This is a genomic window from Dyadobacter sp. HNCC25DJ183, from assembly GCF_056895175.1.
On record NZ_JBXHAP010000005.1, the window covers coordinates 376811 to 402749 of the forward strand.

Annotated in this window: 22 protein-coding genes and 1 riboswitch; of the genes, 13 read left to right on the forward strand and 9 right to left on the reverse strand. The window is 46.2% G+C overall.

Annotated elements, in window-relative coordinates:
* Positions 1 to 43: 43 nt before the first annotated feature.
* The gene (locus AC1XTG_RS14985) at positions 44 to 1411 is read right to left on the reverse strand and encodes a TolC family protein (RefSeq protein ID WP_056292254.1); all 1368 of its coding nucleotides are present in this window, start codon (positions 1409 to 1411) and stop codon (positions 44 to 46) included.
* Positions 1401 to 2027: a TetR/AcrR family transcriptional regulator gene (locus AC1XTG_RS14990; RefSeq protein ID WP_157474967.1), complete on the reverse strand. Its 627-nt coding sequence runs from the start codon at positions 2025 to 2027 to the stop codon at positions 1401 to 1403. Before AC1XTG_RS14990 ends, AC1XTG_RS14985 begins: the two co-directional genes overlap by 11 nt.
* Before the next feature lie 542 nt (positions 2028 to 2569).
* Here AC1XTG_RS14990 and AC1XTG_RS14995 point away from each other — a divergent pair.
* Together AC1XTG_RS14995 and AC1XTG_RS15000 are read left to right on the forward strand one after the other, a co-directional pair.
* Entirely contained in the window at positions 2570 to 4069 is a 1500-nt protein-coding gene (locus tag AC1XTG_RS14995) for a type III PLP-dependent enzyme domain-containing protein (RefSeq protein WP_056292250.1), read from the forward strand.
* Positions 4070 to 4180: 111 nt separating this feature from the next.
* Positions 4181 to 4309 carry a hypothetical protein gene (locus AC1XTG_RS15000; protein ID WP_255356560.1) on the forward strand — a complete coding sequence of 43 codons (129 nt, stop codon included), beginning with the start codon at positions 4181 to 4183 and terminating at the stop codon, positions 4307 to 4309.
* Here the strand turns inward: AC1XTG_RS15000 and AC1XTG_RS15005 are convergent.
* The 4 genes from AC1XTG_RS15005 to AC1XTG_RS15020 form a co-directional block, all read right to left on the reverse strand.
* The gene (locus AC1XTG_RS15005) at positions 4306 to 4836 is read right to left on the reverse strand and encodes a D-glycero-alpha-D-manno-heptose-1,7-bisphosphate 7-phosphatase (RefSeq protein ID WP_484842501.1); all 531 of its coding nucleotides are present in this window, start codon (positions 4834 to 4836) and stop codon (positions 4306 to 4308) included. The genes AC1XTG_RS15000 and AC1XTG_RS15005 overlap by 4 nt on opposite strands.
* Positions 4836 to 5864: a uroporphyrinogen decarboxylase gene (hemE, locus tag AC1XTG_RS15010; protein ID WP_484842502.1), complete on the reverse strand. Its 1029-nt coding sequence runs from the start codon at positions 5862 to 5864 to the stop codon at positions 4836 to 4838. The genes AC1XTG_RS15005 and hemE overlap by 1 nt, the downstream gene beginning before the upstream one ends.
* Positions 5865 to 5891: 27 nt before the next feature.
* Positions 5892 to 8342, reverse strand: coding sequence for a TonB-dependent receptor (locus AC1XTG_RS15015; protein ID WP_484842503.1), 2451 nt, complete (start codon positions 8340 to 8342; stop codon positions 5892 to 5894).
* Positions 8343 to 8418: 76 nt separating this feature from the next.
* A riboswitch (TPP riboswitch) is annotated at positions 8419 to 8513 on the reverse strand.
* Between the two features lie 350 nt (positions 8514 to 8863).
* A complete protein-coding gene (locus AC1XTG_RS15020) occupies positions 8864 to 9097 on the reverse strand; it encodes a hypothetical protein (RefSeq protein WP_484842504.1) in 234 nt (77 codons plus the stop codon).
* A 115-nt stretch (positions 9098 to 9212) separates the two neighbouring features.
* Between AC1XTG_RS15020 and rocD the strand changes: the two genes are divergently transcribed.
* The 10 genes from rocD to AC1XTG_RS15070 all read left to right on the forward strand — a co-directional run bounded on the left by rocD (position 9213) and on the right by AC1XTG_RS15070 (position 21752).
* Positions 9213 to 10478 carry an ornithine--oxo-acid transaminase gene (rocD, locus tag AC1XTG_RS15025; protein ID WP_484842505.1) on the forward strand — a complete coding sequence of 422 codons (1266 nt, stop codon included), beginning with the start codon at positions 9213 to 9215 and terminating at the stop codon, positions 10476 to 10478.
* Entirely contained in the window at positions 10475 to 11866 is a 1392-nt protein-coding gene (locus tag AC1XTG_RS15030) for a S41 family peptidase (protein ID WP_484842506.1), read from the forward strand. The genes rocD and AC1XTG_RS15030 overlap by 4 nt, the downstream gene beginning before the upstream one ends.
* A 66-nt stretch (positions 11867 to 11932) precedes the next feature.
* Positions 11933 to 12187, forward strand: coding sequence for a GlsB/YeaQ/YmgE family stress response membrane protein (locus AC1XTG_RS15035; RefSeq protein ID WP_056292229.1), 255 nt, complete (start codon positions 11933 to 11935; stop codon positions 12185 to 12187).
* Between the two features lie 109 nt (positions 12188 to 12296).
* A complete protein-coding gene (locus AC1XTG_RS15040) occupies positions 12297 to 13814 on the forward strand; it encodes a GH3 auxin-responsive promoter family protein (RefSeq protein ID WP_484842507.1) in 1518 nt (505 codons plus the stop codon).
* Between the two features lie 197 nt (positions 13815 to 14011).
* Complete coding sequence (locus AC1XTG_RS15045; protein WP_484842508.1) at positions 14012 to 17110, forward strand: AAA family ATPase; 3099 nt, start codon at positions 14012 to 14014, stop codon at positions 17108 to 17110.
* A gap of 44 nt (positions 17111 to 17154) precedes the next feature.
* The gene (locus tag AC1XTG_RS15050) at positions 17155 to 18354 is read left to right on the forward strand and encodes a hypothetical protein (RefSeq protein ID WP_484842509.1); all 1200 of its coding nucleotides are present in this window, start codon (positions 17155 to 17157) and stop codon (positions 18352 to 18354) included.
* 236 nt (positions 18355 to 18590) lie between these two features.
* A complete protein-coding gene (locus tag AC1XTG_RS15055) occupies positions 18591 to 18977 on the forward strand; it encodes a sugar 3,4-ketoisomerase (RefSeq protein WP_056292217.1) in 387 nt (128 codons plus the stop codon).
* Entirely contained in the window at positions 18974 to 20071 is a 1098-nt protein-coding gene (locus AC1XTG_RS15060) for a DegT/DnrJ/EryC1/StrS family aminotransferase (RefSeq protein ID WP_484842510.1), read from the forward strand. The genes AC1XTG_RS15055 and AC1XTG_RS15060 overlap by 4 nt, the downstream gene beginning before the upstream one ends.
* A complete protein-coding gene (locus AC1XTG_RS15065; RefSeq protein ID WP_056292211.1) occupies positions 20068 to 20988 on the forward strand; it encodes a glycosyltransferase family 2 protein in 921 nt (306 codons plus the stop codon). The genes AC1XTG_RS15060 and AC1XTG_RS15065 overlap by 4 nt, the downstream gene beginning before the upstream one ends.
* Positions 20985 to 21752: a class I SAM-dependent methyltransferase gene (locus AC1XTG_RS15070; RefSeq protein ID WP_484842511.1), complete on the forward strand. Its 768-nt coding sequence runs from the start codon at positions 20985 to 20987 to the stop codon at positions 21750 to 21752. Before AC1XTG_RS15065 ends, AC1XTG_RS15070 begins: the two co-directional genes overlap by 4 nt.
* 2 nt (positions 21753 to 21754) lie before the next feature.
* Here AC1XTG_RS15070 and AC1XTG_RS15075 read toward each other — a convergent pair whose 3' ends face one another.
* Complete coding sequence (locus tag AC1XTG_RS15075) at positions 21755 to 22633, reverse strand: PIG-L family deacetylase (RefSeq protein WP_484842512.1); 879 nt, start codon at positions 22631 to 22633, stop codon at positions 21755 to 21757.
* A 112-nt stretch (positions 22634 to 22745) separates the two neighbouring features.
* Here AC1XTG_RS15075 and AC1XTG_RS15080 point away from each other — a divergent pair, with 112 nt between their 5' ends.
* A complete protein-coding gene (locus AC1XTG_RS15080; RefSeq protein WP_056292202.1) occupies positions 22746 to 23540 on the forward strand; it encodes an SDR family NAD(P)-dependent oxidoreductase in 795 nt (264 codons plus the stop codon).
* On the opposite strand, the gene AC1XTG_RS15085 is transcribed toward AC1XTG_RS15080, so the two are convergent.
* Together AC1XTG_RS15085 and AC1XTG_RS15090 are read right to left on the reverse strand one after the other, a co-directional pair.
* Positions 23533 to 24927: a high affinity choline transporter 1 gene (locus tag AC1XTG_RS15085; RefSeq protein WP_484842513.1), complete on the reverse strand. Its 1395-nt coding sequence runs from the start codon at positions 24925 to 24927 to the stop codon at positions 23533 to 23535. The genes AC1XTG_RS15080 and AC1XTG_RS15085 overlap by 8 nt on opposite strands.
* A complete protein-coding gene (locus AC1XTG_RS15090; RefSeq protein ID WP_484842514.1) occupies positions 24927 to 25910 on the reverse strand; it encodes a hypothetical protein in 984 nt (327 codons plus the stop codon). The genes AC1XTG_RS15085 and AC1XTG_RS15090 overlap by 1 nt, the downstream gene beginning before the upstream one ends.
* Positions 25911 to 25939: the final 29 nt, after the last annotated feature.

Here is a 25939-nt window from a genome sequence, read left to right on the forward strand (position 1 = left end):
GTAAATAGCAGTTTCAAATTTTGTTTCGGTGTTAATGTGATGCTCATTTCTCTGTATAAAGTTCTCCTTTGGCTCTGCTCAGATCAACTTTGGCGATCATCAGATCGTAGAGTGCTGTGAAGTAATTGGTCTGCGCTTCTTTCAGCGAAGATTCTGCATTGATTACCTCTATATTTGAGCCTACGCCTTCTTTGTATTTGATTTTGGAAACGCGCACAATTTCCTCTGCAAGTGTCAGGTTGCGCTTCTGCGTTTCGAGCGTTGCAAATGCATTCTTGATGTTGATCCCCGCCTGGTTGTTTTCGAGATCAATCGATTGTTTCAGCAAAGTCTGGCTGTTCTTAACCTTGTCAATCGCGATCTTTTTCTGGTTGATCTGGTATCTTTTGGAAAAACCGTCGAAAATCGGGACGTTAAGGTTTACGGTTAACACCATATTGTTGAACCAGTTGCGGGAAAATAAATGTGCAAACTTGTCGTAACCCGCATTATATCCATAACCGAGCGAAGCCGACAAGCTTGGAAGGTACCCGCTGCGGACATTGCGCAGGTCGAGGCCGGCTAACTTTTCCTGAGTACTTAACAGCGAGTATTCAATGCGGTTTTCATAACTCAGGTCAGAACCCACAGTCGCTGTCCTGAGCGAGTCCACATTCACTGCATTGATATCATCTGTCAGGTTGATCGGCTCGTTGGCAGGCATTCCCATCTGGTATTTCAGGAGTGCGTAGCTGAGCTCAATAAGGTTCTGAACTTTCTGACGTTCGGTTTGCAGGTTGTTGATCTGCACTTCCAGCCTGTTTACATCCAGAAGCTCAACAAAGCCGCTTGCATTCATCGCCTTGGTTTCACGCATCAATGAATCAACACGCGAAATATTCAGATCAAGCAGCTTAGCTCGTTCTTCGGCAACCTGTGCTGAGTAATAAGCTTTTGTAACTGCTTCCGCTACCTGCACTTTCGACGAAGTCGTCGATTTCTGCGCCAGCTCGCGATAAGTTGCTGCTGCTTTCAGACCAATAAAGTAGGAACCGTTAAAAATGAGCTGGTTCAAATTGGCAGAGGCCGAACCTTGCCAGGGGATACCAAACTCAACCGCAGCCGGCGGCGCGTCGGCAGGTGCAGTAGGATCAAAAGCATTGGCAGGAAGAAAGAACCTCGGGATAATAATGTTGTTTGTCACCGACACGGCCGCACTTACCTGAGGCAAACCTGCTGCCCTGATTTCACCAATGCGGGCTTCTGCGGAAGTCGCATCCAGTTGTGCGTTCTTAATATTCAGGTTGTGCTTGATCGCATAGTCGACGGCCTGTTCGAGCGAGTAGCCGCCGTCTTGTGCGCGTATGGAGGCGAAACTTAGCAAAACGGCCAGCAGTGCGAGACTGCCACGTATTGTAATGTTATTTTTCATGGATGTTAATTTCAAGTGCTGATTTATCTTTTATGGTGTTGTAAAATTCAAATCCTTTTTCGGATAAAACCCCCCTCAGAAAGTGCAGCAGAAACTGCATCTGGATCTGCATCATATCGAATTTCCGGGGCGGGAAAATGGTCGGGTCGAAACCCATCACAACCTGTTCGACGCGCAACAATGCGAGGATATCCACGTCGATTTCCGGTCGGTACAATCCCAGCTCGATCCCTTTGAGCAGATTGTCGCGGAGGCTTTTGATGATATATTCATGTTTGTATGTTTGAAATAGGCCCCATGCATCAGGATAATACTTTTTAAGGTCGTACAGGAAGGTCGGGTTCATGTTCGCCATGGTCTCGCGCATTTGTACGGAAGAATAAATCAACTGTTCGATAGGATTTTCGGCCCGCTCATCGAGCTTTTCCAGCTCGCATTGCTGGGAGTTGAGCTCTTCCTGTATTACAAGGGCCAAAATCGCTTCCTTATCCGAGTAATGCTGGTATATGGTCCTTTTCGAAATCCCCAGGTCTCTGGCAATATCATCCATTGTGACGCTCTTGATCCCATAGCGCCAGAACAGATTTAATGCTGATTTTATAATTCGATCTTTCACGTTTCAAATTTGAAATATTCGAATGATAAAAACTAAGGAAACTCCGGGTATTTTTAAAGTTTTCTAATTTTTTGCCTGATAATAGCCGGTTTTCCTGAAGCAAGTTGCTTAACGATCTCCGCAATGCATCTGAAATCAGCTATTTAGCCAGTCTTCTTTTTTTTAAAGTATTAAGAAACCCGTGCAACCTCCTGCCCCCACGTTCTTGCCGGTGAAATCTTAACAATAATTTATTTGTATTATTTAAATAAATTCTATTGCGGATTGAGACAAGCCGGTGTAACTACGTGTGAAGGTTTGATCCTGTTTTGATCTTTCAACAGACTAAAAATAGGCACAGCAATGCAGCAGGATCAATTGAAAAATAATCAAGCGGGGTATTTGAAGGATGAACCGATTGAATCGGCCGATAAATAGGTGAAGAAATGAATGATTTCAGCCCGTTCAATGTTTGCATATGAGATATATTCTGGCCAAATTTCGGGTCTTTTTGTTCCTTTTTTACTTACAATTCATTCATTACAACCGCGACAAAGCAAATAATGAAAAGCAGCTACATTGATCTTATTGAGCAGACGTTCGAGTTTCCGACCATGGAGTTCAACGTTGATAATAACGAATTGCTGTTCAACAATGTACCTCTGATGGATATCATCAGGGAGCACGGTACGCCTCTTAAAATAAATTATTTACCTAAAATCGGGGAGCATATCGAAAATGCGAATATGTTTTTCCGGAATGCTTTCAAGCGGCACAATTACAAAGGAACTTACACCTACTGCTATTGTACCAAGTCCTCACATTTCAGTTTTGTACTGGAAGAGGCTTTGAAACACAACATTCACATAGAAACTTCATCCGCGTTTGATATTCCCATTATCCGGGAATTGTACCGCCGCGGAAAGGTTACTAAAAGTACCTATATTCTCGCTAACGGTTACAAGCTACCGCGCTACACGCAGTATCTGAGCGAGCTTATCAATGAAGGCTTCAATGTGATCCCTATTCTGGATAACCTCAAAGAAATCGAATCTTATGAGCAGCAGGTTACTGCGGATGTTGTGAATTTCGGAATGCGCATTGCTACGGATGAAGAGCCAAATTTTGCATTCTATACTTCGCGTCTGGGTATCCGTTACCACGATGTGCAGCAGCTATATAAAGAGAAGATCGAGCCAAACCCACGGTTTAAGCTCAAAATGCTGCACTTCTTTATCAACACAGGTATCAAGGATAGTGCATACTACTGGAGTGAGCTTACCCGGTTTATGTTCAAATACTGCGAAATGCAGAAAATCTGCCCTGAGCTTGATTCTATCGATATCGGCGGCGGGTTACCTATTCAGACTTCCCTGCAATCCAACTACGATTATCAGCAGATGATCGACGAGATCATTGAAAACATCCAGTGGATCTGCAACAAGAACAACGTTCCCGTTCCGCATATATTTACGGAATTCGGAAGCTATACAGTAGGCGAGAGTGGCGCGGTGATTTATGAAATCATCGACAAAAAGCTGCAAAACGATAAAGAGCTTTGGTACATGATCAATGGATCATTCATCACTCAGCTACCAGATTCGTGGGGTATGAACCAGAAGTATATCATGCTCCCGATCAACAACTGGGACAGTCCGTACCAGAAGGTGAACCTAGGCGGACTTACTTGTGATTCGCAGGATTTCTACAACAGTGAAATGCACAGCGCCGATCTGTACATGCCGATTTTTGAAGAAGAAACCGAAAAACAATACATCGGATTTTTCCATACTGGCGCTTACCAGGAATCTCTGGGAGGCTACGGCGGAATCCAGCACTGTCTAATCCCGGCGCCAAAACACGTTTTGGTGGATAAGGATGAAGATGGCAAGATTACAACGCGTGTTTTCGCAGAAGAACAAAACAGCGATTCAATGCTTCGGATTCTGGGCTTTAAAGAAGAGCCTTTTACGAGCCAGATCAATAATAATGATGGCAAGGAAGATGCACCGGCAGCGCTGGCCGAAGTAGTAGAGGAAGAATTGGTTGAAACAAAAATTTAACCGCTTAATATAAAGTTCTTTGGATGAGTTCGTTATTAGTCAGATAGTAACGCTCGTTCAAAGAACTTTTTTTATATTTTTACGGTGACAAAATCTTATACGAACAGAAAAATGAAGAAGATACTGGTACTTTTCGCTATTTGCGGAACATTGGCAGCTTCTGCCTGCACCAAGCATGCTTGCCCGGCTTACGGCTCAATCCAGAAAGCGCCGCAAGCTGCTCCGATAGTAAAAGCCTAGTTTCCGGCTTTCAATATGATTTTGGCTGCTTCTAATAAATTAACAGCCGCATAATCACCCTCCGATCTTTCATTTTCAGGAACAATGTGAATTGTTCTCACTCCCGCATTTTTTCCAGCCTGCATATCCCTGTCACGGTCACCGATCATCCAGGATTGTTCAGGGTCAATGTTGTACTTACCGATTGCCTTTTCCAGCATCAGCGAGCCCGGCTTTCTCGATAGTGAAGCGCCGGAATATTGTGGGTGATAGGGAGAAAAGTACAGATCGTCCAGTACATTTCCGGAAGCCTGCTGCATCGCTTCGTGAATCGCGTACACGTTTTCAGGTCCGTACAGCCCTTTTGCAATTCCGGCCTGGTTCGTTACCACAATCAGCAGATAGCCCGCATTTTTCAGCAGGTTCAAAGCTTCCGGTACACCTTCCGGAATCACCAGCTCGTCGAGATTGTACATATAGTCCGGACAATCTTCATTGAGCACGCCGTCGCGGTCAAGGAAAACGCATTTGGTTTTTGGTACTGTCATTACAGGCTTGAATATTCTTTAACGGATTCAATGAAGCATCTTACCTTATCAGGATCAGTATCGGGATAAACGCCGTGGCCTAGGTTGGCAATGTATCTCTGTGTGCCAAACTGTTCCAGCATTTTCTTCACCTCAATCCTGATCTGATCGTACGAAGCATATAATACGCAGGGATCCAGATTTCCTTGCAGCGTTTTGTTCGGGATCAGTTCACGCGATTCACGGATATCCATATTCCAGTCGAGCCCCACCACATCGCAGCTCAGTTCGCTGATCTCTTTTCTTGCAAAGAATGCACCTTTGGCAAAAACAGTAACTGGTACTTCGTTAATCGCGTCGCAAATCTGCTTGATATAGGGAAGTGAGAAGACGCGGTACTGCTCAGGCGAAAGAATGCCCGCCCAGGAATCAAATAGCTGCACGAGATTGGCACCTGCTGCAACCTGCGCTTTCAGGTAAGCAATGGTGCTGTCTGTTATTTTTTGAAGTAATGCGTGCGAGAATTCAGGATCTGCGTATAAATGCTTTTTGGCGACAGAAAACGTCTTGGAGCCTTTTCCTTCTGTCATATAACAGAAAATCGTAAATGGCGCTCCTGCGAAACCTATCAACGGAACCCGATTTTCCAGTCCCTGCTTGGTGATTTTGATAGCATCCAGCACATATTTCAGATCTGTTTCAGGCTCGGCGATATGCAGCTTTGCAAGATCCTGCATGGAATGCACGGTTGCCGGGAAAACCGGTCCGCGCTGCTCGGCCATTTCATAAGGCAGCCCCATTGCTTCGGGGATTACGAGAATATCTGAAAATATGATAGCCGCATCAACGCCGAGTAAATCAACCGGTTGCAATGTTACTTCGGCTGCCAGTTCCGGTGTAGTAGCAAGCTTGATGAAGCTGCCGGCTTTTTCTCTGACAGCCCGATATTCAGCCAAAATCCGGCCAGCCTGGCGCATCATCCAAACCGGCGTCCGCTCCGTTTTCTCGCCCCGCGCCGCACGGAGTAAAAGGTCATTTTTGAGTTCCATGCGGCAAAGGTAGCCAGAAAGTCGAAATCAAAACCTAAAATTGACCCCTACCAGAAAGTTTCTGCCGGCTTGCGGGAAGTAGAAATTTTCTTGTGTTAATGCGCCTCCGGCGATGTAGCCGTAGGTGTAGCCATTGGATTCATATTGTTCAGCCAGGATGTTGTTGACAAGCAGGTTGAATGCAATTTCATTCGCCCATTTCGGTTTGATCGTCCACGATAAACGCACATCATTCGTAAAATAGGCATCCAATCTCCGGCTTTCTGTGGAGGTATTGTCGAGATATTGCTTCCCTACATACTTCGTCAGTAATGCGAGCTCCACGTTTTTGTAGATTGAATAAGTCAACTGACTTCCGGCGATTACATTTGGCGAGAAAGAAATGTCAGACTTTCCATGATTTATGGTTTGGTAGCCTCCATTATCATAATCAACCACATACTCGGTGAAATTATCGATTTTGTTCCGGCTGAAAGTTGCATTTACATTCCATTTCAAAAAGCGGTTGAAAGCCACTGCGCCTTCCAGCTCTATTCCTGTACGGTAACTTTTCGGAACATTCACGCGGATTGAATTGCCGACGTCATTGATCTGCCCGGTGAGTACCAGCTGATTTTTGTAATGCATTAAATAATAGTTGGCCGCAAAAGCCCATTTTCCCTGCTGTGTCCGGAAACCCGCTTCCACATTTTGGAGACTTTCATTTTTTGGAAATAAAACGGCGGTTGTGTTTGTAAGATCGTCGCGGTTCGGCTCGCGGTTACCAATACTGTAAGAGGCATAAACACTGCTTTGGTCCGCAATCTGGTAAGTTAAGCCAGCTTTTGGATTGAAAAAAGAGTACGATTGATCAACCGCCAGTTGGACCTGGTCATTGTCTGTTCCATGAATGGCGTGACTTACAGTCCTGAATTGCAGATCTGCAAACGCATTGAGTTTGTCGGTAAACTGGTAATACAGTTTTCCATAAACATTGAAATCCTTTTTGATTCCCTGACTGTAATAATACCGATGCTCATTTTCGATATTTCCCGCATTTCTCGCCCAGATAATCTGTCCGTAATGGTCACCATCGTATTTATTCCAGCCACCGCCGATGCTGGCAGTCAGCTTTTTGAAACTGTTATAATCCAGTGAAAAGGTAGTTCCGTAAAAGTAATTGTCAAGCCAGCGTCTGCGGATCAGATCGGTGCTTTCCAGCGTGTCCGGGCCGATTACTACATTGGGCAAGTTATAGTTCGCGTAATCATCACCTTCCCGGTACTGTTCGTAATATCCCAAACCTCTTACCAGAAATGCATTCAGGTTGAAGTTCCATTTGTCGCTCAGGTTATGCGAAGAAACAATCTGATAATGGTCCTGGCGGTAGTTATCCACCTCGTTTTTGTAAGTATATGAATTGTAAGTGCGGTTGTCGGAGTTGAGCAGGTTTTGGGCATCTGCTTCGTCCAACCCGTTTCTGTCGATATAGCCTAAGATTCCCTCGCGATTTCCGCGCAACTTAGCTTCTGGTACCCCGTTCCACGACTGGTACGTCCGCTCTTTTCCCGAAAATACATTCACCCGCACAAAACTTTTCTTGCCAAAATAACCACCTGACAAATAATAGGAATGCAGCTCAGAAGCAGCGCGGTCCACAAAACCGTCCGACGAAACACGGGAAAGCCGCGCGTCAAATGTGAATTTATCTTTGATCAAGCCGGTACCCACTTTCAATGTGTTTTTGAAAGTATTGAAAGATCCGTAAGCATTGTTCAGCTCGGCATAAGCTTCTTTACGCAATGCATTGGTGTTGATATTGACGGTTGCGCCAAAAGAAGCGGCTCCATTGGTAGAGGTACCTACGCCGCGCTGGATCTGAATGCTGCTCACGGACGAGGCAAAGTCGGGCATATTCACCCAAAAAACGCCCTGGCTTTCAGCATCATTATAAGGTATTCCGTTGACGGTCACATTGATGCGCGTTGCATCAGAGCCGCGGATCCTGATTCCGGTGTAACCCACACCTGCGCCCGCGTCGCTTGTACTTACCAGCGAAGGGGTAAAGTTGAGTAATACCGGTAAATCCTGACCAAGATTTTGCTTGTCGATAGCCGCGGCGCTCACATTCGTAAATGCCATGGCGCTTTTTTCATTCACGCGGGTTGCATTGATCACTACCTCATCGGCCTGGTAAGTGCTGCGGACCAGCTTGACTTCCAGCTGATTTTGTCCCGTTAACTGGATTTGAATACTTTGGTAGCCAATGTAAGAGACTTCGATCTGGCCGACGTTCTCCGAGATGTTGCGGAGGGAGAAGTTTCCGTTCTGGTCGGAGTTGGTACCTCTTATATCGGAAGCGACGATGGTCGCTCCGGGGAGCGGCTTGCCGTCTTCGGCGTCGGTAACGCGACCGGAAATGGTGCGTTGTGCAAAGGTATTGGTACAAAAAGCCACGCTGAAAATCAGCATAAGCAGATAGGTAGTAACGTTTCGCATTGCGAGATAAATAGTTACAACAGGCAGGGGCCACCTATCTTGGTTTAAAACAATAAATGAAACTTAGAAGCAATGGATTATTCCAGCTTTCTCTTCCTACGCCGGCATTACCCGGATCAGGTTTATGGGTATGATCTCAGCCCGTCAGGTAGGGCACCCCTTTGAGATTATGGTTGCAAAAGTACTGAGCGAAATTGACGTTTCAAGCGAAGACAGTGCTATTCTTTTCTGGATTCCAGTCTATCGAGATTCAGACTTGTATGAAAAATAGCGAAAGCGACGACGCTTTTTTTTTACTTCGTCAATCCTAAAATGTATGTTAAAGGGAAAGATTGGTATCCGAGCCACACGGGCATTTTTATATCGAATTTCATATAAGTAGGGATTGCTACCTATAAATTCGAGTTTTCTTTTGACCAAGTGTGTGAATCGCCTGCCCAAGCCGGGTTGCTGTTTATCATACCATTGTGCAGCTTCCCTGATATCACGCCGGGCAGAGCGTGGAATCTGAATTCTGTACATTAAAGATCCTTTTCAATCTCTCTCATGGCTTCTTCCAAATCCAGCGAATCTTCCAGTCCGGCATCAAATGCTTCCATTCTATTCAGGACGATCTTTTTTTGCCAGTCAGGAATTTGATATGCTCCTGCACTTTCAATGTCAGAAGGTTCGGACTTGAGGGAGTTCCATTCCTGTACGGGAATAAATATGCGAGTCAGGATGTTTTGATAATCTGGATTATAGTGCGCTTTCATGATCTTTGATTTTGTGATCTTTTACAAATATAAGATTATAAGGCTTACTGTAAAATCACTGATTCCCTCAATGCTTTTCTCTATTTTTACGTAAGATAGAAAAGACAATATAACGATGGAAAAAATCTCAGACTATACAGACACGATCAGCAGCTCACAGCAGGCAATAGAGCTCGAATACCGCTATGGCGCTCATAACTACAAACCAATGCCTGTCGTGCTGGAAAGAGGATCAGGCGTGCATGTCTGGGATGTGGAAGGCAGACAGTACCTCGATTTTCTCTCTGCGTATAGTGCCGTCAGCCAGGGGCATTGCCATCCGCATATCATCAATGCATTGATCTCGCAGGCACAGAAACTGACCCTTACTTCGCGTGCATTTTACAACGACCGTTTGGGAGAATGTGAAAAGTACCTGTGCGAGTACTTTGGGTATGATAAGGTTTTAATGATGAATTCGGGCGTGGAAGGCGGCGAAACCGCATTGAAACTTACCCGGAAATGGGCATATAAAGTAAAAGGAATCGAGCCTGGAAAAGCCAAAACAGTTTATGCTTCGGGTAACTTCTGGGGGAGGACACTGGCCGCTATTTCATCTTCAACCGATCCTTCCAGCACCGATGATTACGGGCCGTTTTTGCCGGGTTATGAAATCATTCCTTACGATGATCTGGATGCATTGGAATCTATTTTCAAAAGCGATCCTAATGTAGCCGGTTTTATGGTTGAGCCGATCCAGGGAGAAGCCGGCGTGGTAGTACCAAAAGCAGGTTATCTGAAAGGAGTGCGTGATTTGTGTACCCAATACAATGTGCTTTTCATAGCTGACGAAGTGCAAACCGGCATCGGGCGAACAGGGAAGCGACTTGCCTGTGACTGGGAAGGTGTAAAACCGGATATACTGGTTCTGGGAAAAGCGCTTTCAGGTGGTGTAATGCCGGTTTCAGCTGCATTTGCCGACGATGAAATTATGCTCACGATCGCGCCAGGCGAGCACGGCTCTACTTACGGCGGTAACCCGCTGGCTTGTGCTGTGACCATCGCTGCCATGGAAGTGGTAGAAAATGAAAACCTGGCTGAAAATGCGGACAGAATGGGTTCTCTTTTCAGAAGAAGAATGCAGGATTTACAACAACAATGTTCTCTGATTGAAAGCGTTAGAGGAAAGGGGCTTCTGAATGCGATTGTAATTCGTGATGGTGAAGAAGGTACTACCGGAATGGAACTTTGTTATAAAATGATGGAAAAAGGCTTGCTATGTAAACCTACCCACGGCAACAAAATTCGTTTTGCACCCCCGCTGGTGATCAATGAAAAACAAATGAACCAGGCTTGTGACATTATCAAAGAAGTTTTCCTCGCATTTAACAACGCATTATGAAAACTAAATACCTCCTGATCCTCCTGCTCACAGGTGCGCTTTTTAATGGTTGTCGTGAAAAAAACGTTGATCCTGCTACGGAAACGCAGACCAACGAATGGATTTACGCCAATATGAAGTACTGGTACTACTGGAATGACCACATCACCGCTTCACCGGATTATACAAAAAAGCCGGACGATTTTTTCGAATCCTTATTGTACAGGTTCGATGCAAATGCGCGGCCTGACGGGGATCGTTTTTCGTGGATACAGGAAAGTGCAGATGAATTGCAGGCTTCGCTGGCAGGAGAATCCAAAACGACCGGAATGGAGTACAAGCTGGTGTATTTTCCAAGTGGCTCCACCAATGTAATCGGGATTGTATTGTACGTAATCCCCGATTCACCGGCCGACAAAGCCGGATTCGTGCGGGGGGATATTTTCAATAGTGTAAATGATCAGAAACTGACCGGGAGCAATTACAGTCAGCTACTGAATACCGAGGATAAAAAGACATTCAAACTGGCAAAAATTAATGGTACTGCACTGGAAGAAACAACGACCAGCAGGGAGCTTGCACCGATTGTTTTGCAGGAAGATCCCGTCTTTTTTGATACAATATTCACGTACGGGCCCAACAAAATAGGGTATGTAGTTTACCATCAGTTTATCCCGCAGCCTTACAAGACAAGCAACGGACAGTACGATAAAAAGCTGGATAACATCTTTACAAGCTTTCAGCGAAATAATGTAAATGCATTGGTAGTCGATCTGAGGTATAATCCGGGTGGTTATGTCAGTTCCGCAACCAACCTGGCCAGTTTGATCGTGAAAGGTAGTTCGAATGACATTTTTTACTATAAAGAATACAACGATGAGGTGACGGAGACCAACCGTAAGAAGTTTGGCGACAGCTATTTTTACGATAAGTTTATTACCAAAACACAAAACATCGGCGGCAACCTGAACAATCTCGTATTCCTGGTTTCATCGCGTTCTGCTTCCGCCAGTGAGTTGCTGATCAACGGGTTAAAGCCTTACATGGATGTTACCCTTGTTGGTACCCGAACAGTCGGTAAAAACGTAGGCTCGGTGACATTGACGGGAGAGGATAAAGGTATTAAATGGGGCTTACAGCCGATTGTTTCCAAATCGCTGAACAGAGATAAAAAATCGGATTACCACACAGGCTTCGTTCCTGATATCCCCGCCAGCGAGGGCAATATCCTCTATCGCTACGGAGATCCGCGTGACCCTTTGCTTGGGGAAGCTTTGTTCAAGATCACGGGAAGCCGGGTAGTGCGTCAGGGCCGCGGCGCTCGTACTTTGCAGGAAGAAGAAAGTCAGGAAATTACTTCCTCGGTTGTAAAGAAAGCAGGCGGCAGCAATATGTTTTATGATAAATGATTCTGGTAGGGCATAGTTTTTGAGAATAGGGATGTAATCACATTCATCTAATCTAAACTAAGCATTATGGGAGTTTTAACGTGGATTATCGTCGGACTGGTTGCCGGTGCTATTGCAAAGGCACTTCACCCGGGAAAAGATCCGGGCGGTTTTATTGTTACCATATTGATTGGTATCGCAGGTGCCGTGATCGGGGGCTGGATTTCATCTATGCTGGGTTACGGGACTGTTGACGGATTTAATTTTGGAAGCCTTTTCATTGCCATCTTAGGTGCAATTTTGCTTCTTTTTATCTACCGGAAATTTAGCTCCAGATCATAAAATTCTTCGGAACAGAATGGTGGGAAACAGCTTCAAAAACTGTTCTCCCACCATTTTTTATTGTTATTTTTACGGTCTTGCATCTGGCACTTCAAACTGAGTAAATACAATGAAGCTGGTTAACGATATGACTGTCTGGTTCTTAAAGCGCCGCTTTGAGAGAATAGAGCAGTTTAGGAAATATCCCATTGAGACTCAGCAACGCATCTTTTCGGAATTGATTGAAACCGCGCGATATACGGAGTGGGGAAGCAGGTACAATTACAGTCAGATCAAAACAGTCAGGGAATTTCAGGAACAGGTGCCGGTATCTACTTACGAGGACCTTTATCCCTATATCGAGCGCGTACTCAAAGGCGAGCCTAATGTCATGTGGCCTTCACAAATCGAATGGTTTTCAAAATCGTCGGGTACTACCAATGCGAGAAGCAAATATCTCCCGGTATCGCCGGAGGCGCTGGAAGAATGCCATTATGAGGGAGGAAAAGATATGATGACACTCCTCATCAACAACCGCCCGGATACGCGTGTTTTCGACGGTAAAGGTTTATCTATCGGCGGAACGCTGCACGCCAATCCATTCGATGATTATACCCAGGTCGGCGACGTTTCGGCGGTGATTATGCAAAATCTGCCTTCCTGGGCAGAATTTATGCGTACTCCGCCGCTCGAAGTGGCATTGATGGACCATTGGGAAAACAAACTCGAAAAAATGGCTTCCATTTGCTCGCAGGAAAACGTGACGAGCATTCTTGGCGTACCTACCTGGACCATCGTGCTGCTGGATCAGATACTTGAACTGACCGGCAAGAAGAATATGCTCGAAGTGTGGCCCGATTTTGAAGTTTTTGTACACGGTGCAGTCTCGTTCGAACCTTACCGTGAGCTTTTTATGACCAAATACTTCCCGTCGGACCAGGTTTTATATCTCGAAACTTACAGTGCGTCGGAAGGTTTTTTCGCGATTCAGGATGATGTGAATAGGGTAGGAGAAATGCTGCTGATGCTTGATTACGGTATTTTCTACGAATTCGTACCAGTTGAGGAAGTTGGTAAAAAGCATCCGAGAGCCCTATTGCTAGACGAAGTGGAAGTAGGGAAGAATTATGCAATGGTGATCTCGACCAATGCAGGATTGTGGCGCTATTTGATTGGAGATACCGTCAAATTTACTTCCGTTTATCCGTTCCGGCTAAAAGTAAGCGGGCGTACCAAGCACTTTATCAATGCATTTGGAGAAGAAGTGATTGTTGAAAATGCAGATCACGCGATCAAAGTAGCGGCTCAGAAGGCGGATTGTCTGGTGGCCAACTATACCGCCGGCCCGGTGTATATGGGCGACGGCTCCCGCGGTAGCCACGAATGGGTGATCGAATTCACCAAAGCGCCGGAAGATGAACAACTTTTCAGTGAGGCACTGGACAATGCATTGCGCGAAATCAACTCCGATTATGATGCTAAAAGATACAAGGATATGGCGCTGCTGCCGCCTGTGATCCACTTCGTACCCGCAGGTACCTTCTACGCCTGGATGGGCAAGCGCCAAAAGCTCGGCGGCCAGAACAAAGTGCCGAGATTAAGTAACACGAGGGAGTATTTGGATGATTTGCTGGAAGGGATTGGGTAGGCTGTCAGCTATCGGCACTCGGCTATTGAGTTGTTTTTGACATCCGATGTCTGAATGCAAATGTATTTTGTTGACTTCCCCGCTTCAAATAAAAAAGCCGAAAGCTGACTGCCGAAAGCCGAAGTTTTCATTTACAAACATTAATATTTTGATAAAAAAAGCCGACGGCCGACAGCTGATGGCCGAAAGCCCCGAAAATGATCCCCAAATACCTTAAAATCAAAGGACTTTATTCTTACCAGAGCGAGCAGGAGATTGATTTCGGTCCTTTGACCGATTCTTCCTTGTTCGGCATTTTTGGTGCGGTTGGTAGCGGTAAATCTTCCATCCTGGAAGCTATAACTTTTGCATTGTACGGAGATACCGAGCGGCTCAACAAGTCTGGCGACGACCGGACTTACAATATGATGAACCTGCGTTCGGACGAGCTGCTGATTGATTTTGAATGCATTGCAGGGAAGAAAGGCGATCGTTACAGATTCACAGTCCGTGGAAAAAGAAATACGAAAAACTTTAAGGAAGTAAAGACTTTTGAAAGAAGGGCCTATATCTGGTCGGATGAAAACTGGGTACCATTGCCCGAAAATGAGTCCGCTGAGGATATAATAGGTCTGAGTTATGATAACTTTCGACGCACGATCATTATTCCGCAAGGGCGTTTTCAGGAGTTTATTGAATTGCGGGACGCGGAGCGCACGCGTATGATGAAGGAGCTCTTTCAACTCGAAAAGTATGACCTGAGCAGGAATGTGGGTTCGCTGAGCAAGCAGAATGATATCGCATTGTCGAACCTGGACGGGCAGCTTACCGGGCTGGGCGAGGTAACTCAGGAAATGATCACAGAAGAGCAAAAAAAGCGTGAGCTGGTGCGGGAGGAAATCAGGAGGGTGAGCGCGGAATTATTGCTTCAAACCGAATTGGAAGGTCTTTTCCAAAGGTTGAAATCGTCAGCTGAAAAGATTGATTTACTTCAGAAACAGAAAGCAGAACTCGAATTGCAAGCTCCGGGAATGCAGCTTCGGGAAGAAGCAATGCGCATTTACGAAATCTGCTCCCTCCATTTCAAATCGCTTTTTGACCAAAAAAGAAAGCTGACAGCAGATACTGAGCGCGACGAAAAGCAGTTTCTGAACAACCAGCTGAGAAGCGAATCACTTGCAGTACTGATAAAAAAACAGAAGCAGACACTTAGCGAGCTGAAACCACGCTACGAAACGCGGGAGGAACTGCTCGATACCGCCGAAGAGCTTGAAAAAGTAATCCGCATTCTGGAAAACGAAGCGGCAGTCGAGAAACGGAAAGAGGCACTTACGCGGGGAGAAGACCAGCTGAAAAGCAGGGAGAAATCCATTGAGCAGCTCAGGGATAAGATTGCGCAAAGCGAACGCGAAAACGAAGTACGGAAGGTACAGATTGCAGATATTCAGGAGTTAAGTCAGGTGAAGTCCTGGTTTGTGTCTGCGCAAAATCTGGCAGAAAACAGACAGGCTATCAAGAAAGAGGCCGACGATCTGAAGACGGAAATTGAAGCGCAGCAGGCTACCCTGAAAGCGCAAATGGAGCATGTAAGAACCGCATTCATCCCGGGCTTGCCGATTGAGACAAATATAGATGTGTTCCGGAATGCAGTTCAGGAATATTCGAACAATAACGAAGAAAGCAGGAAAGTACTTTCTGTCAAGCTGCTGAAAATTAATACCCAGCTTGCATTGCAGCAGTATGCAGGCGCTTTGGAGGATGGAGAACCTTGCCCCCTTTGCGGCTCGGCGCACCACCCCATGGTACTGCATGCCGATCAGTCGCTCCATGCAGACATTGAAGCGGTGGACAAAAGTACCAGGCAGCTGGAAGCAAATGACCGTGCGATCCGGAAGGTGCAGTTAACAGTCGAAAGGCTGTTTAATCAGATAGACCAGCTTGAAAAGCAAAAGTTATCCATTCGTGAACGCTGGCTGCTTGCGAAGAAAAAGACAGAGGAGCACGACGCGCTTTTTGTTTGGATAAAATTTGATAAGAATGATCCGGAGAGCTTCGAAAAGCATTTTGAAACCGTAACCCAAAGCCAGCAAGTTATCCGTGAAGCAGAAGCAGCTATTAAAAAGCTAGCATTGCAGCTTGAAACAGAAATTCAGGAGAAAAGCGAGAAAGTAGAAAAGCCGCTTCAAGCCTTGCGAGACGAGATTATCAGGCTGGAAAACACGATTTTGACATTATCCGAGCAGCTTGAAAAGGTGAAGCTGGCAGATTTTAAGACGCAGCCTGAATCTGCCATAGTTGAAAAGATAAATGCATTAAAGTCGGGTTACAAGGAAGTTACCACGCTATTTGAACAAACCGAAAAGCAGTTGGACGCACTTGAAACCGAGAACAATGTACTTGCCGGCAGTCAGGCGACTTTACAATCTGCATTGGATAGCTATCGAAATGATCTCGGAGAGACTCAGCAAAACATTGATTTACAGCTGGCCCGTTATGAATTTGATTCGGAGTTGCAGGTTGAAACCATATTGAAGAACCCGCTCCACATTGATGCGGAGCGAAAGGCGATCGAAACTTTCAGGTTTGCCCTGGAAAGCACCAGCCGCGATTTGCAGCAGCTTTTACAGGAAAATACCGGTCAGCAATACAATAAAGAACAGCATGAAGCCGCGGTTCTTGCTAAACAAACATTAACCGCCAACCTGAATGCGCATCAAAAGGAAGAAGGCGGTCTCGACAGGTTGGTCAGGAAAATGGAAGAAGATCTGGCCAGAAAGCAGGTGCTGGAAAAGGAAAAGGCACGATTGAAGCTTAGAAAAGAGCATTTGGATGATCTTGCAAAGCTCTTCCGTTCCAGCGGCTTTGTGGACTATGCTTCCAGTATTTACCTGAAAAATCTGATACAAGCTGCCAATACGCGCTTTCACCAGATGACGCACCAGCAGCTGCATCTGGAACTCGGTGAAGGGAACAGTTTCTGGATCAGGGATTTATTGAATGGCGGACATTTGCGGCTGCTGAAAACGCTTTCCGGCGGACAGAAATTTCAGGCTGCACTCTCGCTTGCGCTCGCACTGGCCGACCATATTCATATCCGGAATGAATCAACGCACAACTTTTTCTTTCTGGACGAAGGTTTCGGCTCGCTTGATAAGAATGCATTGCAAACCGTTTTTGAAACTTTAAAGTCGCTTCGCAAGGAAAACCGCATTGTCGGTATCATCAGCCACGTGGAGGATTTGCAGCAGGAAATCCAGACTTATCTGAGGATCATTGAAAGTGAGGAGGGCAGCCGGATCGAGGCTAGTTGGAAGTGAGATTTCAATCAACGTATCTTTGAGCCGGTATACATTTAGCCTCAATGCTTTTAGAGAACTTCTACAAGTCGTTTTTTGCGTCGATTGAATTACGGCTGTCGGATAGTAGCTGGTTGTGGAAAGTCACATTTGCCTCTGTCGCATTGGCGCTGTTCCTGGCATTTCCGCCTTATACACTCCTGATTGATCATTTCCGCGACGGGGGAACCAAGCTCGACGCCTGGGTTTTTATCCACAACCAGGCGCAGGACCTGCTGCACCCGAAGGATATGGACTACGATGTGAGGCGCGAAAACATGATTTTCCGCTGGACTCTGCCACTGCTGTCGTTTCTGACAAACGGTAATATCCTCATCATACTGGTCATTCAGGCGGTACTCGGGGTTTTGTTCCTGAAAAGGATCGGAGACTATATCTACTCGGTTTGTGCAGACAAGGCACTTACCGCACTTTCCATTCTCGCCATCGCAAACACGTTCGTGAGTGTCTGGGCATTTGCCGATGTACACGGTTACGGCGACGGACTTGCCTATTTCTTCCTCCTTGCTGCATTGCTGAGCCGGAATCCTCTTGTCATTTTCATGAGTCTTCAGGCGGCATTCTTTACCGACGAGCGCGCAGTGGTGGCAGGCGGGTACCTGCTGCTCTTCTGGATGGTAATCCAGGCGTATCAATTGAATGATTTCAGCTTCTCCGGTCTTTTACGACGCGTATTTACAGGACAGAGTCTGGTTATGTGGGTTTCGTGGGCTGTGTATTTTGCGATCCGGTTTTATGTGCAGGCCGAATATTTCCCTAATCACAGCTACTCCACGATCGGCACGCCCGTGCTGTTTGCCAATGCACACAGGAATGGACTGGGCAGTAGTATTTGGGCTACTTTCGAAGGTACCTGGCTGATTATGCTGGCTGCATTGCTTGCATTGTGGCTGACGCGGCGCTACTGGCTGATCGCCGCATTGACGATCGGCATTGCAGTGCTTGTGGCTACCGGCATTTACGTACACGATCTGGACAGGGCATTGGCTTACGGATTTCCATTCGTGCTGCTGTCCTTTTTCATCCTGCATCAGACAGCTTCTGTACGCTCGCTGCGGGTGATTTTGTTCTTTGCGGCAGTTGTCTGTGTCACTCATCCTCAGGTGTTTTACATGGGTTACAACAGGATTCTTTGGCTGGAACCACTTCCTGTTAAAGTTTTAATGTACTTAGATCATGTGTTCGGCTGGAATTTTTTCAGGTAACCTTTCGTCTATTTTATTTTTGTAAATGTTTGATTAATAATTTGTTAAGAGTGTCCGATCTTTCACTATTTGTAACTTGAAACCAAATAGTTATAAAATAATCCATAAAGGCCGCTCGCTCACCGTCTTTTTTATGTCGGGAATATTTGTGTATTTTCAAGGGAGCATGAGCTTCGGTCCTGGTTTCAGCTATACAACTCAAATGGCGCAAGCCGCTTCCTAACAGGGTATTATATATGCCGCTATTAATTACTTTAGATACTTTCAATACCGATTCGGGTAATCTGACCGTGTTCGAGAAGATTATTCCCGGAACAATAAAGCGCGTGTTCTATATCTATGGTACAGGGGACTCGTCGCGTGGCGGGCACCGGCACCATAAAACCTGGAATGCATTGATCTGCATTCACGGAAGCTGCCGGGTGTATTCCAATAACGGCGAAACGGAGGAATATTTCACACTGGATAATCCTGCATCCTGCCTGATCCTGGAACCCCGCGACTGGCATACCATGGACACCTTTTCTGCTGATGCGATTCTGCTGGTACTTTCCAATGAGTATTACGACAAGGCGGATTATATCGACGAACCTTACGTTCTGAAACAGCTGCTCACGCAATGATCCCTTTCCTGGACTTAAACCTGGTCAATGCGCCGTATTTGAAGGCAATTGAAGAAGCTTCCTTGCGCGTGATCAGGTCTGGCTGGTATATCCTGGGTAACGAACTCAAAGCATTTGAAGAAGCTTTCGCCGGCTATTGTGAAGCACAGCATTGTGTGGGCGTGGCGAATGGGCTGGATGCAATTACCCTGATTTTAAAAGCCTTGGATTTTCCACCTGGAAGTGAGGTGATCGTGCCTGCCAATACTTACATCGCGTCGGTACTGCCACTCAGCTATCTTCACTTGAAACCCGTCTTCGTAGAGCCCGACTGGAATACGATGTTGCTCGATCCTGCTCTGATAGAAGCGGCAATTACCTCGGAAACCAGGGCGATCATCACAGTTGATCTATACGGAAGAAGCTGTGAAATGGACCAGATTATGCAGCTGGCCGCGAAACATAATCTGAAAGTGATCACCGATGCCGCCCAGGCGCACGGCACTTATTATCAGCATAAAAAAACAGGCGGAATAGCGCATGCAACTGCATTCAGCTTTTATCCTACCAAGAATCTGGGTGCATTGGGCGACGCAGGCGCGGTGGTCACATCGGACGCGGAACTTGCTGAAAAGATCAGGTACTTGCGCAATTACGGCTCTTTGCAGCGCTATAAAAATGATTACCAGGGTGTCAACAGCAGGCTGGACGAAATACAGGCTGCGATTCTCAATGTGAAACTGCCTTATCTCGATGCAGAAAACACAACAAGGCGCCAGATTGCCAAAAGGTACCTCGAAGAGATCAATCTGGAAGAACTTACCCTGCCACCAGCCGACCGCATTCAGGAGGATTCCTGGCATTTGTTTGTCGTGCGGCATCCGCAGCGCCAGGAGTTGATTTCATATCTGGACTCAAAAAATATACAGACCAACGTTCATTATCCTTTACCGATCCACAAGCAGCAGGCTTATGCATCTTTGAACGACCTGAGTTTTCCCATTACCGAGCAAATTCACCGCGAGGTAGTCAGTCTGCCGCTTAATCCCGTTCTGAAAGAGGACGAGGTCACTTACATCATCGAAACCGTCAATCAATTCACTTTTCATTCATGAAATTGTCTGTTATTATTCCAGTGTACAACAGCGAGAAGACCCTGAGACCGCTGGTGGAAAAATTACAACAGGCACTATCTGATATCACTTTTGAAATTGTTTTGGTAAATGATTGCAGCCGCGACAATTCAGAGGCGGTCTGTTTGCAAATTGCTGATGCATTTACCAATGTGCGTTTCATTTCGCTTCGTCGTAATTACGGTGAATTCAATGCAGTAATGTGTGGTCTCAATTGGGCTTACGGTGAATATTGCGTCATGATCGACGACGACTTTCAGAACCCGCCGGAAGAAATCCTGAGATTGATAGAGGTAGCGGAAAACGGGCGGCACGATGTCGTTTATACCTATTATTCCAAAAAACAACACTCCGTAAGCCGCAACCTTGGAAGCAGGTTTGTAAACTGGCTGACAAGCTACCTGCTCAACAAACCCAAGGATCTCTACCTGTCAAGCTTCAAGCTGATCCGGAGAGAAGTGGTGCGGGAAATCATCAAATACCAGGGACCCTATCCTTACATTGACGGGCTGATTTTCAGGATCACCAGAAACATTGGTACGGTACAAGTAGCGCATTTGAAGCGGGAGGAAGGAGTTTCCAATTACAACTGGCAGAAGCTGATTTCGCTTTTTCTGAATATCCTTTTCTGCTATTCTTCCCTGCCCATCCGCCTCTTTATGCCTATCGGAGTCGGGTTATTTGCATTAGGGTTCTTCCTTTTGTTATTTCTGACCATTCAATGGCTGATCGGGCCGGATCCGAAAGGCTGGCAGGTAGTAACCGCTACTTTCATCTTCATTGGCGGGATACAATGCACGCTGCTGAGTGTTTTGGGAGAATATATTGGTAAAAGTTTCATGGCACAAAGTGGCCAGCCGCAGTATGTGATCAAATATAACAGCGAGGAGCCCGTATGATCGACAACCGCTTGGAATATCAGCGCATGTATGAAGTGGAAAGGCAGCTCTGGTGGTATCAGAGCTTGCACGGGCGGGTTTTAAGTCAGATTCAGAAGTATTTAGGGCAAAATAATAAATCAGCTCAAATACTCGATGCGGCTTGTGGTACCGGCGGACTGCTGTCCTTTTTGCAGGAAAATGGCTATCATAATCTGACTGGATTTGACTACTCGCAACACGCGATCGACTTTGCAGGCGAGCGAAAGCTGAACGTCACTTTCGGCGATTTACGAAATGTGCATTTGTTTCAGCCAGGTGAAACGTTCGATGTGATATGCTGCAACGATGCGTTTTACTTTCTTACGGATGAAGAGATTGTCAATGCATTACAGCATTTCGGGTCGCGGTTGCGTGCTAATGGACTTTTATTAATCAATATCCACGCATTTGAGGCGTTTTCGGGCATTCACGATCTCGCAGTAGGAAGCCAGCGCAGATTTACGATTGCTGATTTTGACAAATACAGCAAAGCAGCCGGATTGAAAATTGCACATAATACCTATTGGCCTTTCCTGCTGTCGCTTCCCATTCTGGCAGTCCGCCAGTGGCAGAAGTACCAGATCAAATCGAAGGCAATCAATGTCGATGAAGTTGATTCAGACGTAAAATACCCCGGTAACTTCATTAACTCCGTTCTCAGGACAGTTACTAAAACCGAATCTGCATTGCTGCAGAAAGCTCCATTTGGCAGTTCCTTATTTATGGTAATGCAGAGCGAATAGCGTTACTTTTTGGAATATCCTGCATTGTTGATTGCTTCAAAAAAGGCTTTTGTTTTCGAAATGCCTGCTTCTCCATTCAGCGAGAAATACCAGAATGTTTCCAGGTCGCCGCGGTGCATTGCCTGGTTCATATCGCCGCTCTGAGATTTGTGCGCCGCTTTCACCCAGTCAGCCACTATCATGTAGCTGTGTTTGTTATCCTCTCCAAAACCTGCCGACCTATCAAATTCAAACACAGGCGCATCGGAAGCAATATTAGTCTCGGGATAACCGGCCAGTCCTGAAAACTTGAAAGTGTATCCTTTGTTCTGCGCTTGTCCGCCCAGCACAATAGGCTTTTTTGCACCTTTAAATCGCTGAACTGCACGAATGGCACTGATGGATGCTGTTTTGTGGTGCGCGTGCTGCCCTTCATGCGGGACCAGACAGAAAACAAAATCGTAGTTACCCTGAGCCAGAATCTGGTCGAGCTTCTTTTCAATGTACCTGATATCCCAGTTTTTACCTTCCAGATAAGGTTTTTCATTCAGGTTGTAGTAATCATCTCGCTGGTCAAAGAAGAAGAAATTGCCAATTCCCAGGATCTCTCCCGAAGCCATGATTTCCTTTTTTCGTATCAAAGGCAGATGTTTTCTCCCTGTTGTCGAATCAACCATATTTAATCCGTAATAACTCGAAGCCACAAGTCCGTTATAGCCGCCGGAAGCGTCGGTAATCAATGCAAGATCAGCAGAACCTTTCAGCTCGCGGGTGGTTTTGAAAACAGTTACCGGAAACATTGTTTCATCGTCGGGGTGGGCGGTAACGATCAAAATCCTGGGTCCCTGCGCGAAGGAAACGGTTTGGCAGAGCAAAAATGCAAAGAGATAAAGTGTTCTCATGCGTGGATGTTTTTAGGGTATAGCTTGTTATCCAATCGACTCCTTATATGAGCAGCCAAGTCAAAAAGGCGCTGGTCAGGAGTGAATTTTCTTTGAATAATATTAAAAAATTATGGATTTACAACTTAATGGGAAAACGGCGTTTGTAAGTGGCTCAACGCAGGGAATAGGATTGGCGATTGCCCGCAGTCTGGCGCAGGAAGGCGCTAGTGTCATTCTTAACGGAAGATCGGAAGGTAAAGTAAATGAAGCTGTTGCAAAGTTGCAGCAGGCAATTCCCGGCGCGGCTATCTCCGGCATTGCCGCTGATTTTTCCAAAGCAGAAGAAGTAAAAGGTTTGCTGGAAAAACTACCTGAAATTGACATCCTCGTGAATAATGCAGGGATTTTTGAACCAAAACCATTTACCGATATCACGGATGAAGAATGGTTCAAGTTTTTTGAAGTCAATGTAATGAGCGGCGTAAGACTCTCGCGCTATTTCCTGCCTAAAATGCTGGCCAAAAACTGGGGCCGTATCATTTTTATTTCGAGCGAATCGGCGGTGAATATCCCGGAAGAAATGATCCATTACGGAACCACAAAAACGGCGCAGCTGGGTGTAAGCCGCGGACTCGCTGAGCTGACAAAAGGCACGGACGTGACTGTAAACACCGTCATGCCAGGACCAACGAAATCCGAAGGTGTAGCCGATTTTGTAAAGCAGCTTGGCGCAGCTAATAATCAGTCATTTGAGGAGGCGGAGAAAGATTTCTTTAAAACAGCCCGACCTACTTCTTTGCTGCAAAGGTTTGCGTCCGTTGAGGAGATTGCCAATCTCGTTACCTATGTAGCGAGCCCGCTTTCGTCCGGCACCAACGGGTCCGCGCTGAAAGTAGACGGCGGCGTGGCCAAGTTCATTATTTAGTACGCAGGCGAAGCTGATCCGGGTATAGTCTTTCCAGGATTATACCCAGGATCATTCCCAGCAAACTGGCGAGCAACCCGTATATCAACGCGGGATATTCGGTGCCCGCAAACTCACAGGCGATCCAGACGATCAATCCTGCCACCATTGCCAGCAGACAACCTATTTCGTTGGTGGCTTTCCAGTATACGCCCGCAGCCAGCGGAACAAACAGGCAAACCAGGCTAAAAGCAGAAGATTCAGCCACAAGCTCGAAGATACTTTCGCGGGTAACTGCCAGTACAATGCAAATGGAAGTGATCACGACAATACCCACGCGGATAATCCTCAGGAGCTCTTTGTCCGTAAGTTCCGGTCTGAAAAACTTGAAAATATTTTCTCCCAACACCACTGCCGGCGCCATGATCGCGCTGCTGGTCGTACTCAGGATAGCTGAGACCAATGCGCCAAAAAATACGATCTGCAAAGGAAGTCCCATGTGTTTCATGACCATTTTGGGGATTACCAGCTGATCGTTTGTGTCGCCTCCGGGATAAAGATAGTTGCCGCACAAGCCGATAAACAGGGGGATTAATGCGACTGTGATGTACATAAACGAGGAAAGCAATGTAGCCTGCACTGAAATTTTTGCCGTTTTTGCGGACATAACCCTCTGAAAAACATCTTGCTGAGGAATAGAACCCAAGCCGATCGTGATCCAGGCAGCGAAGTACTCGACGTAACCTTTGAAAGTAATGTCGGGATAAAACTGGAAAAAGTCCTCAGGAACTGCATTGATCAGCGGTTGAAAGCCGCCTACTTCCTGATAAAGCACCACTGCGACTGCAATCAGACCGAATATGATCATAATCGTTTGGAAGAAATCCGTGATGGATACCGACCACATTCCGCCCCAGATCGTATAAACGATCACAACGAAAGAGCTGCCGATAATGCAGGTGGTGAGAGGCCAGCCTAGCACTACATTCAGCACAAATCCCATTGCCAGCAACTGTGCGGCAATCCAGCTGAAATAGGAGGGTATTATCAAAACAGCAGACAACAGTTCAGCTTTCCGGCCGTAGCGGATTTTGAAAAAATCACAGAACGTGATAATGTTCATTTCATAGAATTTGCGGGCAAAGAACAGTCCGACCAGCAACAGGCAAAGTGCTGCGCCAAAAGGATCTTCTATCACGCCGAGCAAACCGTGTTTCACAAATTCATTCGGCGCGCCCATGATTGTTTCGGAGCCAAACCAGGTCGCAAAGGTAGCCGACGCCGCCAATACCAGCGGGAGCCGCCTGCCTGCCAGTACAAAGTCCTGCGTGGTAGAAATGCGCCGCGAAGCCCAGAGGCCGATGCCGAGATTTGCGAGCAGATAGGCAAGAATGGCGAAAACAAGCATCAGATATTATCGGTCAAAGGGTGTGATCTCTTTGAAAATTCCTCTTGCAGAAATCGCGTGTATATTTTCGCTCCCTGCTGGTTTAGATGATGTGCGTCAAAGGAATTACCTGGATCAAAAAGTGCTTCAAACCGCGAATCAGCGGGCAAACGGATCAGGTTATGCTCGGGAATATAGGGAGCTACCTGCGAAAGAATGAGGAATTCGGTATGCAAAAGGTTATTAGGAAAGTAAAACGTGATCTTCTTTTTACGTTTGCTTGCGCTCAGAATGAGGCCGTTAATCTGGTCAATGTAATACTGATTGGCTTCTTTGGTTTGCCTCGCCGCCATCATTTGCGCAGTCGATTTTTTGCTTCTGTGGATATATGCAGTCTGGTTAGTACCTCCCAGGTTGACGGGCTGGTGACCGTCGGGCCGCAACCATGGAGTGCCTTCGATCGGATCTGACGAGGTACGCATTGCTTTTTTTGCCAAAACAATCTGGGGTGCAATCGAAAGCATTTGATACAACGATGTATTTAGCCCGGCCAGGAAGCTTTCTATTTTATCCGAAACTTCGATAGTGGAACAGCCGGCCATAACCTTTGTCCTGAATACAAAATCGGGGAGAACACGGGTTGGACTTAAAAGTATGGTGTTGTAATCCAAGGCACTTAACTCTATAAAGATGTTTCTTACAGCGGTATCTCTTTCAATGATCCGCTCAGCGATATTGAACGCCTGGGAAGCAGGCAGGTTGAAAAGACCCATGTTGTAGGTTCGCGTTTCATTTCGGTTCAGGGAGTCAAATAACCGGGAATCCAATGCATACAGAGTCCGGCTGGTACCAATGAAAACGGCATTGGGATTGAACTTGCGGTACATTTCTTCTCTGACAGCGAGATCCCTTCTCGGATCGGGGGTGAATGGAATAGTGATTAAAACCACAATGAGTTTGATTCCAATAATTACCAGCAGCCATTTGATAATTGTACTAACCATTTTGCCCCGATATTTTGATCACGTTTTGC